Annotated in this window: 11 protein-coding genes; 3 read left to right on the forward strand and 8 right to left on the reverse strand. The window is 72.5% G+C overall.

What is annotated here, in order from left to right; all coding sequences use genetic code 11:
- Nucleotides 1-65 precede the first annotated feature (65 nt).
- Nucleotides 66-935, forward strand: a complete 870-nt coding sequence (locus tag J7E91_RS17470) for a LysR family transcriptional regulator (RefSeq protein WP_214905195.1) — start codon at nt 66-68, stop codon at nt 933-935.
- Nucleotides 936-948: 13 nt separating this feature from the next.
- On the opposite strand, the gene J7E91_RS17475 is transcribed toward J7E91_RS17470, so the two are convergent.
- Complete coding sequence (locus J7E91_RS17475) at nt 949-1,479, reverse strand: DUF1203 domain-containing protein (protein ID WP_214905198.1); 531 nt, start codon at nt 1,477-1,479, stop codon at nt 949-951.
- 141 nt (nt 1,480-1,620) lie between these two features.
- On the opposite strand from J7E91_RS17475, the gene pepN reads away from it, so the two are divergent.
- Entirely contained in the window at nt 1,621-4,215 is a 2,595-nt protein-coding gene (gene pepN, locus J7E91_RS17480) for an aminopeptidase N (RefSeq protein ID WP_214905201.1), read from the forward strand.
- 164 nt (nt 4,216-4,379) lie between these two features.
- On the opposite strand, the gene alc is transcribed toward pepN, so the two are convergent.
- The 6 genes from alc to J7E91_RS17510 all read right to left on the reverse strand — a co-directional run bounded on the left by alc (nt 4,380) and on the right by J7E91_RS17510 (nt 10,497).
- Nucleotides 4,380-5,528, reverse strand: coding sequence for an allantoicase (gene alc, locus J7E91_RS17485; protein ID WP_214905204.1), 1,149 nt, complete (start codon nt 5,526-5,528; stop codon nt 4,380-4,382).
- 90 nt (nt 5,529-5,618) lie between these two features.
- Nucleotides 5,619-6,527: a LysR family transcriptional regulator gene (locus tag J7E91_RS17490; protein WP_214905207.1), complete on the reverse strand. Its 909-nt coding sequence runs from the start codon at nt 6,525-6,527 to the stop codon at nt 5,619-5,621.
- 41 nt (nt 6,528-6,568) lie between these two features.
- Nucleotides 6,569-7,540, reverse strand: a complete 972-nt coding sequence (locus J7E91_RS17495; protein ID WP_214905210.1) for a DMT family transporter — start codon at nt 7,538-7,540, stop codon at nt 6,569-6,571.
- A 186-nt stretch (nt 7,541-7,726) separates the two neighbouring features.
- A complete protein-coding gene (locus tag J7E91_RS17500; protein WP_028814504.1) occupies nt 7,727-7,957 on the reverse strand; it encodes a hypothetical protein in 231 nt (76 codons plus the stop codon).
- A 20-nt stretch (nt 7,958-7,977) separates the two neighbouring features.
- Nucleotides 7,978-10,299, reverse strand: coding sequence for a 4-alpha-glucanotransferase (gene malQ / locus J7E91_RS17505; RefSeq protein WP_214905212.1), 2,322 nt, complete (start codon nt 10,297-10,299; stop codon nt 7,978-7,980).
- Nucleotides 10,300-10,497: a hypothetical protein gene (locus tag J7E91_RS17510; protein ID WP_374224731.1), complete on the reverse strand. Its 198-nt coding sequence runs from the start codon at nt 10,495-10,497 to the stop codon at nt 10,300-10,302. It abuts the gene before it with no gap.
- Nucleotides 10,498-10,747: 250 nt separating this feature from the next.
- Here J7E91_RS17510 and J7E91_RS17515 point away from each other — a divergent pair, with 250 nt between their 5' ends.
- Nucleotides 10,748-13,765, forward strand: coding sequence for a beta-N-acetylglucosaminidase domain-containing protein (locus tag J7E91_RS17515; protein ID WP_214905215.1), 3,018 nt, complete (start codon nt 10,748-10,750; stop codon nt 13,763-13,765).
- A 249-nt stretch (nt 13,766-14,014) separates the two neighbouring features.
- Here J7E91_RS17515 and J7E91_RS17520 read toward each other — a convergent pair whose 3' ends face one another.
- The gene (locus tag J7E91_RS17520; RefSeq protein WP_028814500.1) at nt 14,015-14,551 is read right to left on the reverse strand and encodes an HNH endonuclease; all 537 of its coding nucleotides are present in this window, start codon (nt 14,549-14,551) and stop codon (nt 14,015-14,017) included.
- Between the last annotated feature and the right edge of the window lie 223 nt (nt 14,552-14,774).

The raw sequence follows: 14,774 nt of genomic DNA on the forward strand, positions 1-14,774 counted from the left end.
CGGCCGGGAACAACGGCGGAGTTCTCATCCTTCTATGAGCCGGACTCATCGATCAGGGGGCGTGTGTGGCCGGGCTGGAGATCCGTGAACTCGAAAGTTTCCTGGTGCTCGCGCAGGAGCTGCATTTCGGCCGCGCGGGCGAGCGGCTGTACGTGTCGCAGAGCCGCGTCAGCCAGCTCCTGCGCACGCTGGAGACCCGCATCGGTGCCCGCCTCGTCGACCGCACGAGCCGCCGCGTGTGCCTGACCCCGGCGGGCGAACGGTTCCTGGCCAACCTGGCCCCGGCGTACGAGACCCTCCGTGCGGCCGTCGAGGTCGCCCGTGCCGAGGCGCGCGGTGTCGACGGCCGTCTGCGCCTGGGCTTCCAGGGCACGGCGGACGTCCCTGTGATGGGGGTGATCACCGCCTTTCAGGATCGGCACCCCGGTTGCGTGACGGAGATCGCGGAGATCCCCTTCTCCGATCCCTTCGGGGCGGTACGGCGCGGTGAGGTGGACGCGGCGATCGTGCTGCTGCCGGTGGCGGAGCCGGATCTGGCCCTCGGCCCGGTCTTCTCCAGGCAGCGGCAGACGGTCGCTTTGTCGGTACGTCACCCCTTCGCGGCCCGCGCCTCACTGACCGCCGACGAGGTCGCCACCGTCCCCCTGGTCACGGCGTCGGCTCCCGCACCGGCGTACTGGCGCGACGTGCACGCCCCCTCCGCCGCTCCGGGCCCGTCGGTCACCACACTCCAGGAGGGCCTGACCCTGGTCGCCGCCGGGCGGGGCGGGATGCTGCTGTGCCGGCCGACCGCGGAGTACCACGGCCGCAGGGACGTGGTGTTCGTACCGGTCGAGGGGCTGCCGGACTCGGTGCTCGGCGTGGTGTGGCACCGCGACGGCGAGACGGAACGCGTACGGGCCTTCGCGAGAGCGGTTTCCGGTATCGCGGAGTGAGGACTGCGCCGGGTCACGGCCGCCGGACCTCGAAGTGGAAGCAGCCGTACTCGACAGCCCTGACGTGCACGAGCGCCACGTCCGGCTCCTCGAAGGCCTCGGCGAACGCGGCGTCGAACCCCGTCGTCGGGTCGTCCGGGATCTCCACCAGCCGGCCGCCGACGATCCGCCCGTCGGCGTTGTAGCGGCGCACGGTCCGCAGGGCGCCGACGCGGGCGAAGGGATAACCGTCAGCCGCCTGCGGCCCGTCGCACTCCTGGGCGTGGATGAAGACCGGCCCCTGTTCGTCGTACGCCCCGGGCCCGGCCCGCGTCCCGGCCGCCCAGCGGCGCAGCGGCGCGTACGAGACGAGCGCGACCTGCTCGCCGGGCCCGCTCAGGCGCAGGCAGCAGCGCAGCGGCGCGCCGCCCTCCTCGTCGGCGTACGGAACACAGGCGCGGCCGGCGTCGTCGGTGTCCCGGAGCTGTGCGAGGGCGGTGGGCTCGATGGGGCGGGCGATGTAGATCGTCTTCGCGGCCGTGGTCGTGGTCGTGGTCGTCGTCATACGGCCAGCTTCGCCGCGCCCCGCGTGGCGTGCTGGCGGACATCGGACATCGCCCCTGACAGTTGCGAGCTAACTCAGCAGCTATCACCCAGGAGCCGTGGAAGGATGACGGAAAACGACACATACCGAGGAGATGACCGGGTGCCTGGCACGAACCTGACCCGCGAAGAGGCCCAGCAGCGGGCGAGCCTGCTCACTGTTGACGCGTACGAGATCGAGCTCGACCTGAGCGGCGCGCAGGAGGGCGGCACCTACAGGTCCGTGACCACCGTGCGTTTCGAGTGCGCCGAGGCCGGGGCGCAGACGTTCATCGACCTGGTGGCGCCCGCCGTGCACCAGGTCGTACTGAACGGGAAGCCGCTCGACGTCGCAGCGGTCTTCCGCGATTCACGTATCACCCTCAAGCACCTCGAAGCCGGTCAGAACAATCTGAAGGTCGTCGCCGACTGCGCGTACACGAACACGGGTGAGGGCCTGCACCGCTTCGTCGACCCGGTCGACCAGCAGGCGTACCTCTACACCCAGTTCGAGGTGCCGGACGCGCGGCGCGTCTTCGCGTCGTTCGAGCAGCCGGACCTGAAGGCGACCTTCCAGTTCACGGTGAAGGCGCCGTCCGGCTGGACGGTGATCTCGAACTCCCCGGCCCCGTCCCCGGCGCCGAAGGACGACATCTGGCTCTTCGAGCCGACGCCGCGCATCTCGACGTACGTCACCGCGCTGATCGTCGGCCCGTACCACTCCGTCCACAGCTCGTACGAGGGCGCGAACGGGCAGAGCGTGCCGCTGGGCATCTACTGCCGCCCGTCGCTCGCCGAGTTCCTGGACGCGGACGCGATCTTCGACGTGACGCGGCAGGGCTTCGACTGGTTCCAGGAGAAGTTCGACTACGCGTACCCCTTCGCGAAGTACGACCAGCTCTTCGTGCCGGAGTTCAACGCGGGCGCGATGGAGAACGCGGGCGCGGTCACCATCCGCGACCAGTACATCTTCCGGTCGCGGACGACGGACGCGGCGTACGAGCGGCGCGCCGAGACCATCCTGCACGAGCTGGCGCACATGTGGTTCGGCGACCTGGTCACCATGGAGTGGTGGAACGACCTGTGGCTGAACGAGTCGTTCGCGACGTACACCTCGGTCGCCTGCCAGGCGCACGCGCCGGGCTCGAAGTGGCCGCACTCGTGGACGACGTTCGCGAACTCGGAGAAGACCTGGGCGTACCGCCAGGACCAGCTCCCCTCCACGCACCCGATCATGGCGGACATCCGTGACCTGGACGACGTGCTGGTCAACTTCGACGGCATCACGTACGCCAAGGGCGCTTCCGTACTGAAGCAGCTCGTCGCGTACGTCGGCCAGGACGAGTTCTTCCGGGGCGTGCAGGCGTACTTCAAGGCGCACGCGTTCGGGAACACGCGCCTGTCCGACCTGCTCGGCGCGCTGGAGAAGACGTCCGGCCGCGACCTGAAGACGTGGTCGAAGGCGTGGCTGGAGACGGCCGGCATCAACATCCTGCGCCCGGAGATCGAGACGGACGCGGACGGCAACGTCACGTCGTTCGCCGTGCGGCAGGAGGCCCCCGCGCTCCCGGCCGGCGCGAAGGGCACCTCCATCCTTCGTCCGCACCGGATCGCGGTCGGCTGCTACGACCTGGACGGCGCGGGCAAGCTGGTCCGTACGAACCGCATCGAGCTGGACATCGAGGCCGCCGAGCTGACGGAGGTCCCCTTCCCGGCGAACACGCCGCGCCCCGCCGTAATCCTGTTGAACGACGACGACCTGTCGTACGCGAAGGTGCGTCTGGACGCGGAGTCGCTGGCGGTGGTCACCGCGCACATCGGTGACTTCACCGAGTCGCTGCCGCGCGCACTGTGCTGGTCGGCCGCGTGGGACATGACGCGCGACGGCGAACTCGCCACCCGCGACTACCTCGCGCTCGTCCTGTCGGGCATCGGCAAGGAGTCGGACATCGGCGTCGTCCAGTCGCTGCACCGCCAGGCGAAGCTGGCCCTGGAGCTGTACGCGGCACCGGACTGGCGCGAGACGGGCCTCGCACGGTGGACGGAGGCGACGCTGGAGCACCTGCGCGCCGCCGAGCCGGGCAGCGACCACCAGGTGGCGTGGGCGCGGGCGTTCGCGGCGACGGCCCGTACCGACGCCCAACTGGACCTGCTGCAGGGCCTGCTGGACGGCACGGAGACGGTGGACGGTCTGGCGGTCGACACCGAGATGCGCTGGGCGTTCGTCGGGCGTCTCGCGGCCACCGGACGCGCGGACGAGAAGGTGATCGCGGCGGAGCTGGAGCGCGACAAGACGTCGGCGGGCGAGCTGCACGCGGCGTCGGCGCGGGCGGCGCGGCCGACGGCCGAGGCGAAGGCGGAGGCGTGGGCGTCGGTGATCGAGTCCGACAAGCTCCCGAACTCCACGCAGGAGGCGGTGATCAGCGGCTTCGTCCAGACCGACCCTGCTCAGCGTGAGCTGCTGGCGCCGTACACGGAGAAGTACTTCGCGGCGGTCAAGGGCGTCTGGGAGTCGCGCAGCCACGAGATGGCCCAGCAGATCGCCGTCGGCCTGTACCCGGCGGTCCAGGTCTCCCGGGCAACGCTGGACGCGACGGACGCGTGGCTGGATTCGGCGTCCCCGAACGCGGCGCTGCGCCGCCTGGTCCTGGAGTCCCGCGCGGGCATCGAGCGGGCGCTGAAGGCCCAGGCGGCGGATGCGGCGGCGGCTGGGGCGTAGCTGCGGCCCGGCTGGGTGCGGGGCGCCGCCGACGCCCCGCACCGGCACACACGAGAGGGCGCCCTGCTGTGTGCAGGGCGCCCTCTCGTGCACCATTGAAACCGCCCGACGGACGGGCGCTGTGCCGCTGCCGTCCGCCGGGCGGGGTCTACTGGCCGAGGCGACTACTGGCCGGCCACTTCCTCGTAACGCGCGCGCAGCTCGGCCGCGCCCTGCTCCGTGAGCGCCCCGTGCAACCGCATGCGGGCGACGCCGCCGTCGGGGAAGGCGTCGAGGCGTACGTGGGTGGCGACAGCCTGGGCCGGGAGCTTGAAGCGGTGCAGCGTGTCGGGCTGGAGCTTGGTGCGCGGGATGATCTCGAACCACTCCGCGTTCTCTTCGGGCCCGCCGTTGCGCCCGCTCAGGGCGATCCAGCCGGCCGAGTTCCCCTTGAGGTACGCCGTGTCGATCTCGACGGCGCGGATGGCGCCCTGCGCGACGAGGCGGAAGCGCACCCAGTCGTTGGTGTCGCGGACACGGCGGCGGCGGTTCTCCCAGCCGTCGTCCATTTTGCGCGAGGTCCCCGGCAGGATGATCTGCGTCGGCGACGAGTAGAACTTGTCGGAAGCGTCTTCGTACACCCCTCCGTTGAGTACGGAGACGAGGTCGACGGTGCCGAGAAGGCCGAGCCACTCGGGGTCGGGCACGACTTCGCCGTGCACGCGGAGGCGGGCGACGCCGCCGTCGGGGTGCTGGCAGAGCCGGATGTGGGTGAAGCGGCGCTCGCTGGTGATGTGGAACCCGTTGGCGGCGTGTCCGCGTACGGGGGTGGGCGGCACGAGCTCTTCCCACTTCACGTCGGCGTCGAGCAGCTGCTCGGCGCTCGGCGAACCCTCCACCGCGGCGGCCTGGATGCTCACGCGCTGCGGGTAGTTGCCGCGGAAGTGGGCGGTGTCTACGACGATGCCGCGGATGACGCCGGGGGCACCGAGGCGGACGATGGCCCAGTCGTGGTCGTCGGGCGCCGGGAAGGGGTGCGACCCGTCGGCGCCGCGTCGGCGGCGGGTCTCCCAGCCGTCCATGATCTTGCCCTTGTGCCCGAAGTGCTCCGGGTCGAAGATCGCGCGCTCCCGGATGAGGAGATTCTCGCGCTCGGCGAAGAACTCGTCGTTGGCGGCGATGACCCCGGCCCCAAGACGCCGGTCGGCCAGGTCGACGAGCTCGGTGAAGGGAAAGTCCCCACCCCGGTAATCGGCGTACGGGTCGCCTCCCCCGTAGGGGGCGGCGTCGTTGGCGTGCGGGTCTTCCGGGTGCGCTGCGGTCGTCGTGGTCATGCACTGACTGTCACATCGCAGGAACGGTCAGGTCCATCGAAAGTTTCTGGACAAGCTTTGAAGCAGGTGCGAATGGTTGGAGTCCTCGCCTCACCCCCGCCGTGCTGCCGCCACCTCGCGCAACGCCGACAGCACGCGGGCCACCGCCGGGCCCGCCTCCGCGCCCCGGCGTACCGCCGCCACCACGTGGCGCTGGGGCTGGTCCGCGCTCAGCACTCGCATCACCACCCCCGTACGCCGTTCAGCCGCCGCCATGCGCGGGACCAGGGCCACGCCCATCCCCGCCTCGACCATGGCCAGGATCGCCGTCCAGCCGGCGGCGCTGTGCGCCTGCTCCGGTACGAAGCCCGCCGCCTCGCACGCGTGGCGCGTGATCTCCGACCACGGCCCGCTCCCGCCGAAGATCCACGGCTCGCCCGAGAGGTCCGCCAGCCTCAGCCCCGGCGCCGCCGCCAGCGGATGCCCCGCGGGGAGCGCCACGTCCAACGGGTCGGCCAGCAGCGGGACACGGGCCAGCTGGAGGTCGCGGGCGGTCGGTGCGTGCGCCGCCAGCGACAGCGCCAGGTCCACCGCCCCGCCCGCCAGTAGTTCGTACGCCTCCGCCGCCTCCGCCTCCCGCACTCGTACCTCCAGCGCGGGATGTGTCGTACGCAGCCGCTGCACCGCCGGCACCACCAGCGCGGGCACGGCCGTCGAGAACGCCCCGACCCGCACCTCTCCCGCCTCCCCGCGCACATAGCCCGTCAACTCGGCGTCCGCCTGCTCCAGTTGCGCGAAGACCGCCTCCGCGTGCCGCAGCACCAGATGGGCCGCGTCCGTCAGACGTACCCGCCGCCCGTGCGCCTCCAGCAGAGGTACTCCGAGCTGCTTGCCGAGGTTGGACAGCTGCTGCGAAACGGCCGACGGCGTCATCATCAACGCCTCGGCCGTCGCGGTCACGGTCCCCCGGTCGCGCAGGGTGCGCAGGATCCGCAGCTTCTTGATGTCCCACTCGATCACGGTACGGAATCTATCCCGGCCCGCCGCCGCCACACGGCCCGTCACCGTCCCCGGCCCGCCCCCAGCATCACTCCGCCCAGGATCAGCGCCATGCACACGATCTGCGTCGGGCCCGTCGCCTCACCCAGCAGGGCGAGGGAGAGCAGGGCCACGCACACCGGCTGGAGGTAGTAGACGACGCCCGCCCTCGCCGCGCCGATCAGGGCGATCGCCTTGTTCCAGGCGAAGAAGGCGACCGCGGAGGAGAAGACGCCCACGTACACCAGCGGGCCGACCGTACCCACCGTCGGCTCGAAGCCGCCCTGGAGCGCCAGGCTGACGGCGTACGCCGGCAACAGCATCAGCGCGCCGAGCACGAACGTACTGAAGAGGAAAGCCAGTCCGCCGATCCCGGCCGGCTTGCGGCGCAGCAGCGCGCTGTACGAGCCGAAGCAGACCGCCGCCGCCAGCATCCACAGATCCCCGGCCGCGAAGTCCATGGCCAACGAGCCCTTGCTGACCAGCAGCAGCACCCCGGCGCAGGCCACCAGCATCCCGGCCGTGCGGCGGGCGCCAAGGCGGGCGCCGCCCAGGCGTTCATAAAGGGCCATCAGGACCGGCGAGGCGGCCATGATCATGCCCATGTTGCCCGCGGAGGTGGAGAGCCCGGCCTGGTTGACGAGGGTGTTGTAGACGGTTACGCCGAGCAGCGAGGCCAGGGCCACAAAGCCCATGTGGCGGCGCAGCACCGCCCGTTGGCGCCAGACCTCGCGGGCCGCGAAGGGGACCACGGCGACGATGGCCACGATCCAGCGCCAGAAGGCTGCGTGGACGGGTGGGACGGAGTCGTGGAGGGCGCGGGAAGTGACGAAGCTGCCGGACCAGACGACCGTCGCGACGGCGGCGAGGACGAGACCGACGACCGCCGCCTTCTCCGCCTTCCCGGCCTCGTCCGCCTTCTCCTCCGCCCTCGTCCTCCGCCCCCTCTTCCCTGCCGGCTCGCTGCCGATACGGACGCGGTCCCGCACTGCCATGCCATCCCCTCCAACTTGGTTGCGGTTTCTACCGTCGCATCGCAGCACACATCAGGTCCATCGAATCTTTTCGACGCATTCGTTCAGTTCAGCTGAAAGATCGGAAACGTTAAAGGGCGCCTCCGTCCCGTACGCGATTACTCGCGTACGGACGAAGGCGCCCTCAGAAACGTGTACGGGTTGGTGTCAGCTCTGCTTCTTGGACTTGTCCAGCACCATGACGAGACCCGTGATCACCAGGAACAGCGCGATCGGAGCCACGACATACAGACCGAGCGTCTCGGCCACGCTCAGGCCGGGCCCCGGGTCGTCGCCGTCGTCGGGGATGGCCGCGAGCGCGGGGGACGACATGAGCAGCATCATCAGCGTCGTACCGGCCGCGACGGCACCGGCGCGCAGGGCATTCTTCTTGTCCACAGTGCAAACGTAGCGAACGCCTACGGGAGCCGCGCGCCCGGGGGTGCCATAGGGGGCGGCGAAGGGGGCGGCACAGCCGGTGGCACAGGCGGTGACACCGCCCCGGCCGATGCCGTACGCGTCCGGAAAGCGGCGATCAGATCGTGCAGCCGCGGCGACGCGGCCAGTCCCTCCAGGGTTACGGGCCGCCCCTCCGCGTCCGCCACCGGCAGTCGCCAGTTCGGGTACTGGTCCCAGGTGCCCGGCAGGTTCTGCGGCCGGCGGTCGCCCACCGCGTCCGGCAGCCAGATGCCGACCATCCGGGCCGGGGTGCGCAGCAGGAAGCGGTACACCGCGCGGATCTCGCCCTCCTCGTCGCCCACGCCCTCCGGCAGCAGACCGAGCCTGGCCAGGTACGACAGCCAGTCGGCCACTTCCACGGCCGCCTCGGCCCGCTCCTCCTCCAGCGGACGGGTGAACAGGCCGAGCCGGTGACGCAGTGCGACGTGCTCGCCCGTCAGGCGGGCGGCGGTGGACGGCAGGTCGTGGGTGGTGGCGGTGGCCAGGCAGTGCTCGCGCCAGTTCTCCGGGGGCAGCGGCCTGCCCGTACCGGCCCAGTCGCGCTCGAACCACATCACCGACGTACCGGACACACCGCGCTCGGTCAGCGCGTCCCGCACCCCCGGCTCGACCGTTCCCAGGTCCTCCCCTATGACGCTCGCACCCGCCAGGTGGGCCTCCAGGGCGAGTACGGCGAGCATCGCCTCGGCGTCGTAGCGGACGTACGTTCCCGCCGTGGGTTCGAGGCCCTCCGGGACCCACCAGAGCCGGAACAGTCCCATGACGTGGTCGATGCGCAGCGCGCCCGCGTTGCGCAGCAGCCCGCGCAGCAGGCCGCGGAAGGGGGCGTACCCGGCGGCGGCCAGGACGTCGGGGCGCCACGGGGGCAGGCCCCAGTCCTGGCCCAGCGCGTTGAAGGCGTCCGGCGGGGCGCCGACGGACATGCCGCGGGCGTACGCGTCCTGCTGCGCCCAGGCGTCGGCGCCGCCGGGGTGCACGCCGACGGCCAGGTCGTGGACGATGCCGACGGGCATGCCCGCCGCGCGGGCGGCGCTCTGGGCGGCGGCGAGCTGGCAGTCGGTGAGCCAGGCCAGCCAGCAGTGCAGGTCGACGCGGTCGTGGAGCTCGTTGCGGGCGCGCTCGACGGCGGCGGAGTGCGGGGCGTCGCGCAGCGCGGACGGCCAGGTGTGCCAGTCGGGCCCGTACATCTCGGCGAGCGCGCACCAGGTGGCGTGGTCCTCCAGGGCGGTGCCCTGCTCGGCGAGGAAGTCGCAGTAGGCGGCGCGGCGGCCGGTGCCGAGCGGGACCGGACGTACGAGCTCCAGGGCCTGCTTCTTCAGCTGCCACACGGCGTCGCGGTCGATCAGCTCGCCCTTGTTCAGTACGCCGTCGCGCAGGGTGGCGGCCCGGTCGAGCAGGTCGTCGATACGGGCACGGTCCGCGGGCGGGACATGGGCGTACTCCGGAACGTCCTCGACCCGCAGGTGTACGGGGTCCGGGAAGCGGCGCGAGGACGGGCGGTAGGGGGAGGGGTCGGTGGGCGTACCGGGGACGGCCGCGTGCAGCGGGTTGATCTGCACGAAGCCGGCGCCGAGGGAGCGCCCGGACCAGGCGGCCAGCTCGGCGAGGTCACCGAGGTCGCCCATGCCCCAGGAGCGCCGGGAGAGGAGGGAGTAGAGCTGGACCATGAACCCGTAGGTGCGGCCGGGGGGCTGCGGGACACGGGCGGGCGCGACGACGAGCGTCGCGGCGTCCTCCTGCCCTTCCGGCGTACGCACGCCCAGCCGGTGCACTCCGAGAGGCAGCTGCCCCCAGCCTTCGCTGCCCACGCTGCCGTGACCGGCCACTCTGCCGTTGCCGGATGTGTTGCTGTTGCCGGACTCGCTGCCGTTACCGGACACGCGGCCCTCGCTCGCCCCGCTCGCGGCGGCGGCCGAGGGCGGCCGGGCCGCGTCGGGCGCGGGCTCGGGCGGGTCGGCGGCCGGCGTCTGCCACTCCACCGCCGGCCCCTGCTCCGTCTCGACGCGCAGCCGCGTGCCCGCGGGCAGGGCGGCGACGGCGGGTGGCGGCTGGGGGCCGGCCGGGCCCGTCCAGGACACCAGCGTGGCGGGCAGCAGACGGCGGGCGGCGGCGGCCTCGTGGGCTTCGAGGGCCGTACGCACCGCCTCGGGCGTGCGCGCGTCGACGCCGAGGGCCGCCAGAACGGCCACCACCGTTTCGTCGGGGACCTGGAGCGTGCGGTGCGCCGACGGCTGGTAGGACGTGGCGACGCCGTGCAGGGCCGCGAGCCGGGCAAGGCCCATCTAGACCCCCGTGGGCTCCACGCCCGATGCGGTGCCGTGGGCGGTCGGTTCGCTGGTCAGGGGGGCGGCGTCGGCCATCGGGGGCTCACTGGTGAGCGGGGCGGCGTCGGCCATCGGGGGTTCGCTGGTCAGGGGCGGCTCGGAGGTGAGCAGCGGCTCGGCGAAACCGGCGTCGTCGAAGGGGAACGCGGCGGTGATGTCGGCACGAGGGGCGGGCACGGGTTTGGACAGGGCGGAGAGGAGAAGCTGTGCAGCGGCCACAGGGGCCTCCCTACGATGGGCTAAGTGGACACAGCAGCCCTACCCAATGGACACGGCCGCAGACGTATAGGTTCCATCAACGTGTCCCGCGTCACACCAGGTTCCCGGTATCCAAATTGACACCCGGCCGGACGGGTGGTGGGCTCAGGGCCCACAGGAGAAGACTGACGCGACTGAGGAGACGGCCGTGCAGTTCGGGCGCAGGAGAGGCGCGAGGGGCGCGACCGCGGTCGCGGTCGCGGTGATCGGTGGGCTGCTCGGTGGTTCGCACGGAGCGTTCGCCGCCCCCTCCGACCCCGACCCGGGCGCCGCCGCGGCCACGAAGCCGGACCGGGAGAGCGACGCCGCGGCCCTGCCGGCCGTGTGGCCGCGGCCGCAGACCATACGGGCGGCCGGGCAGCCGGTGCAGGTCGGCGGGGAAGCGGTGCTCGTCGCGGAGGCGGGCACTGATCCGTACGCCCTGAAGGCTCTCGGAGACGTACTGCGCGACGCGGGCGTGCAGACCCTTTACAGCGTGCGGCCCGATGAGCCGCTGCCCGTGCGTGGCCTGGTCGTACGGGCGGGAGGCACCGGCGCGAACGACGCGCTGCGCGCCCTGCGCGCGCCCGAGCGCGCCGATCTGCCGTCCGGGGGCTACCGGATAGCCGTCGGCAGCGTCGACGGGCGGGACACGGTCGCGCTCGACGGTGCCGGTGACGACGGCCTGTTCCACGCCGCGCAGAGCCTGCGTCAGCTGGTGACGGCCTCCGGCAACGGCGGCGGCAAGCAGATCGCGGGGGCCACCGTCCGCGACTGGCCGGGGACGGCCGTACGCGGCATGACCGAGGGCTTCTACGGGCAGCCGTGGACCCGCGAACAGCGTCTCGCCCAGGTCGACTTCATGGCCCGTACCAAGCAGAACCGATACCTCTACGCCCCCGGCGACGACCCGTACCGCCAGGCCCGCTGGCGCGACCCGTACCCGGCGGACCAGCGCGCCGACTTCCGGGCGCTCGCGGAGCGGGCCCGCAGCAGCCATGTGACGCTCGGCTGGGCGGTGGCACCGGGGCAGGCGATGTGCATGTCGTCCGACGACGACATCAAGGCGCTGAACCGCAAGTTCGACGCGATGTGGGCGCTCGGAGTGCGTTCCTTCCAGCTCCAGTTCCAGGACGTCAGCTACAGCGAGTGGCACTGCGGCGCGGACGCGGACACCTTCGGCGCGGGCCCGGAGGCGGCGGCCAAGGCGCACGCGCGCGTGGCCAACGCGGTGGCGCGGCACCTGGCGGAGCGGCACCCCGGGTCCGAGCCGCTGTCCGTGATGCCGACGGAGTTCTACCAGGAGGGCGACACCGACTACCGGCAGGCGCTCGCCGCCCACCTGGACGGCGGGGTGCAGGTCGCGTGGACGGGCGTCGGCGTCGTACCCAGGACGATCACCGGGCGTGAACTCGCCGGTGCGCGCGACGCGTTCCGGCATCCGCTGGTCACCATGGACAACTACCCGGTCAACGACTACGCGCAGGACCGCGTCTTCCTCGGCCCCTACACGGGCCGGGAGCCCGCCGTCGCGTCCGGCTCGGCCGCCCTCCTCGCCAACGCCATGGAGCAGGCGTCCGCCTCCCGCATCCCGCTGTTCACGGCCGCCGACTACGCCTGGAACCCGCGCGGTTATCAGCCGCAGGAGTCCTGGCAGGCCGCGATGGACGACCTGGCCGGCGGTGACGCGGCGGCCCGCGCGGCGATGCGGGCGCTGGCGGGCAACACCGCGTCGTCCGTGCTGGGCGGCGAGGAGTCGGCGTATCTGCGGCCGCTCATCGACGGCTTCTGGAGTGCGCGTACGTCCGACGACCAGGGCGTGCGGGACGCGGCGGCGCAGAGGCTGCGGGACGCCTTCACGGTGATGCGCGAGGCGCCGCTGCGGCTCCAGGGGCCGGCGGGCGGAGCCTTCGACGACGAGGTACGGCCGTGGACCGAGCAGCTGGCGCGGTACGGGAGGGCCGGCGAGCTCTCCGTCGACCTGCTCCAGGCGCAGGCGCGGGGCGACGGCCCGGCCGCCTGGCGCGCCTCGCTCGACCTGGACGCGCTGCGCGGCTCCCTGGAGGCGAGCCGGGTCACCGTCGGCAAGGGCGTGCTCGACCCGTTCCTGACGAAGGCCGTCAAGGCGGCGGACGCCTGGACCGGCGCGGACCGCAAGGCGGGCCGCGTGTCGGAGGGCTTGGGTTCGTACACCGTGCGGCTCGACAGGGCGCGGCCCGTCGAGGCGCTGACCGCCATGACCGAGCCGGGTACGGGCGAGGGCGCGGCCGTCGAGGCGCATGTCGTGGGCGAGGGCTGGCGGCGTGTCGGCACGCTGTCGGGCACTGGCTGGACGCAGACGGAGGCGAAGGGTGCGCGTGTCGACGCCGTACGGCTGAGGTGGGACGCGGACGGTGACGGCGGCGCTCCCGTAGTGCACCGCCTGGTGCCCTGGTTCGCGGACGAGCCGCGAGCGGGGCTGTGGCTGGAGCGCAGCGAGACGGACGCGGAGATCGGCGGGAGCCGGCCGGAGCGGGTCACGGTACGGCTGACCGGGCAGCGGCCCGGCGAGGTGCGCGGCCGGCTGACGGCCGAGGCGCCGAAGGGCATCGAGGTGCGGGCCCCGCAGGCGACGACGGTGCCGCGCGGCGCGTCCACCGCCGTGCCGCTCGATGTCAGGGTCGACAAGGCGGTCCCGGCGGGCGAGTACAAGGTGCCGGTGTCCTTCGACGGGGAGAACAGGGTCCTTACGGTGCGTGCGTTTCCGCGTACGGCAGGGCCGGATCTCGTGCGGGGCGAGGGCGTGAAGGTGTCCTCGTCCGGCGACGAGACCGCCGACTTCCCGGCACCGAACGCCGCCGACGGCGACCCGGCGAGCCGGTGGACCTCGCCCATAGGCCCCTCGGCGTGGTGGCAGGCGGAGCTGGCGGGGCCGGTGCGGCTCGGGCAGGTCGTCCTGCACTGGCAGGAGGCGTACGCGAAGAAGTACCGCGTCCAGGTGTCCGAGGACGGCCGCACCTGGCGCACGGCAGCGACGGTGAGGGACGGGCGGGGCGGCCGCGAGGCGGTCCGGATGGACGCGAAGAACACGCGGTTCGTGCGGGTGCAGTGCGATGAGCGGGCGCTGCCGTTCGGCTACTCGCTGTTCGGGGTGGAGGCGTACGCGGTGGACGCGGCGGCGGGCGATGCAGCGGGGGACGCGGACTAGCGCGGGGTGGTTGCGGCCCTGCGGGGCTTTCCCCTTCCCGCCCCTTCCCGAAGCTGGGGGCAAGCCCCCAGGCCCCCGGACGCCCTACGGGCGTGTCCTCAAACGCCGGACAGGCTGGATGGTTGCCCTGGGGAACTTTCAGCCCCTCCGGCGTTTGAGGAGCGGGGTCTGGGGCGGAGCCCCAGCTCGGGAAGGGGCGGGTAGGGGAAAGCCCGCCGCAGGCGATCCGGGCCGCCCCGCCCCCGGGTCTCAGGCGGAGATGCCGTCGATCCGGGCCAGCGCGTCATCCGCGCCGAACGGCTGCAGGTACGGCAGCCAGCGCGGATCCCGATGCCCGGTCCCGATAATCCGCCACGCCAGACCGGACGGCGGAGCCGGCTGGTGGCGCAGCCGCCAGCCCAGCTCCATCAGGTGCCGGTCGGCCTTGACGTGGTTGCAGCGCCGGCACGCCGCCACCACGTTCTCCCAGGCGTGCTGCCCGCCCCGACTGCGCGGTACGACGTGGTCGACGCTGGTTGCGACGCCACCGCAGTACATGCAGCGCCCGCCGTCCCTGGCGAAGAGCGCACGGCGGGTGAGAGGAACGGGCCCCCGGTAGGGGACCCGTACGAACCGTTTCAGCCGCACAACGCTGGGCGCGGGAACCGCCCGGGTCGCGCTGTGCATGAAGGCGCCGGATTCCTCGAGGCAGAGAGCCTTGTTCTCCAGGACGAGGACGAGCGCGCGGCGGAGCGGTACGACGCCGAGCGGCTCGTACGACGCGTTGAGGACCAGGACATGCGGCACGGATGCCTCCTATAACGCCGGCGGCGCGTGGCTCGCGCCGGGACGATCTGCTCTCAGTCTCCCCTCATGCCTGGTCGAAACGCCACCACGTCCGGGTAACGGGCTGGGAGTGTTTTCGACCACACGACCTTCATGCCCTGGTGAGCCTTGTCTCTCCCTCGAACACAGCGCCGGGTTAGGCGGGATGCCCCGTTAGTGTGGTTGGTCTGCTGTCGTCCCGCCC

This window comes from Streptomyces sp. ISL-99, from assembly GCF_018614005.1.
GTDB lineage: Bacteria > Actinomycetota > Actinomycetes > Streptomycetales > Streptomycetaceae > Streptomyces > Streptomyces flavidovirens.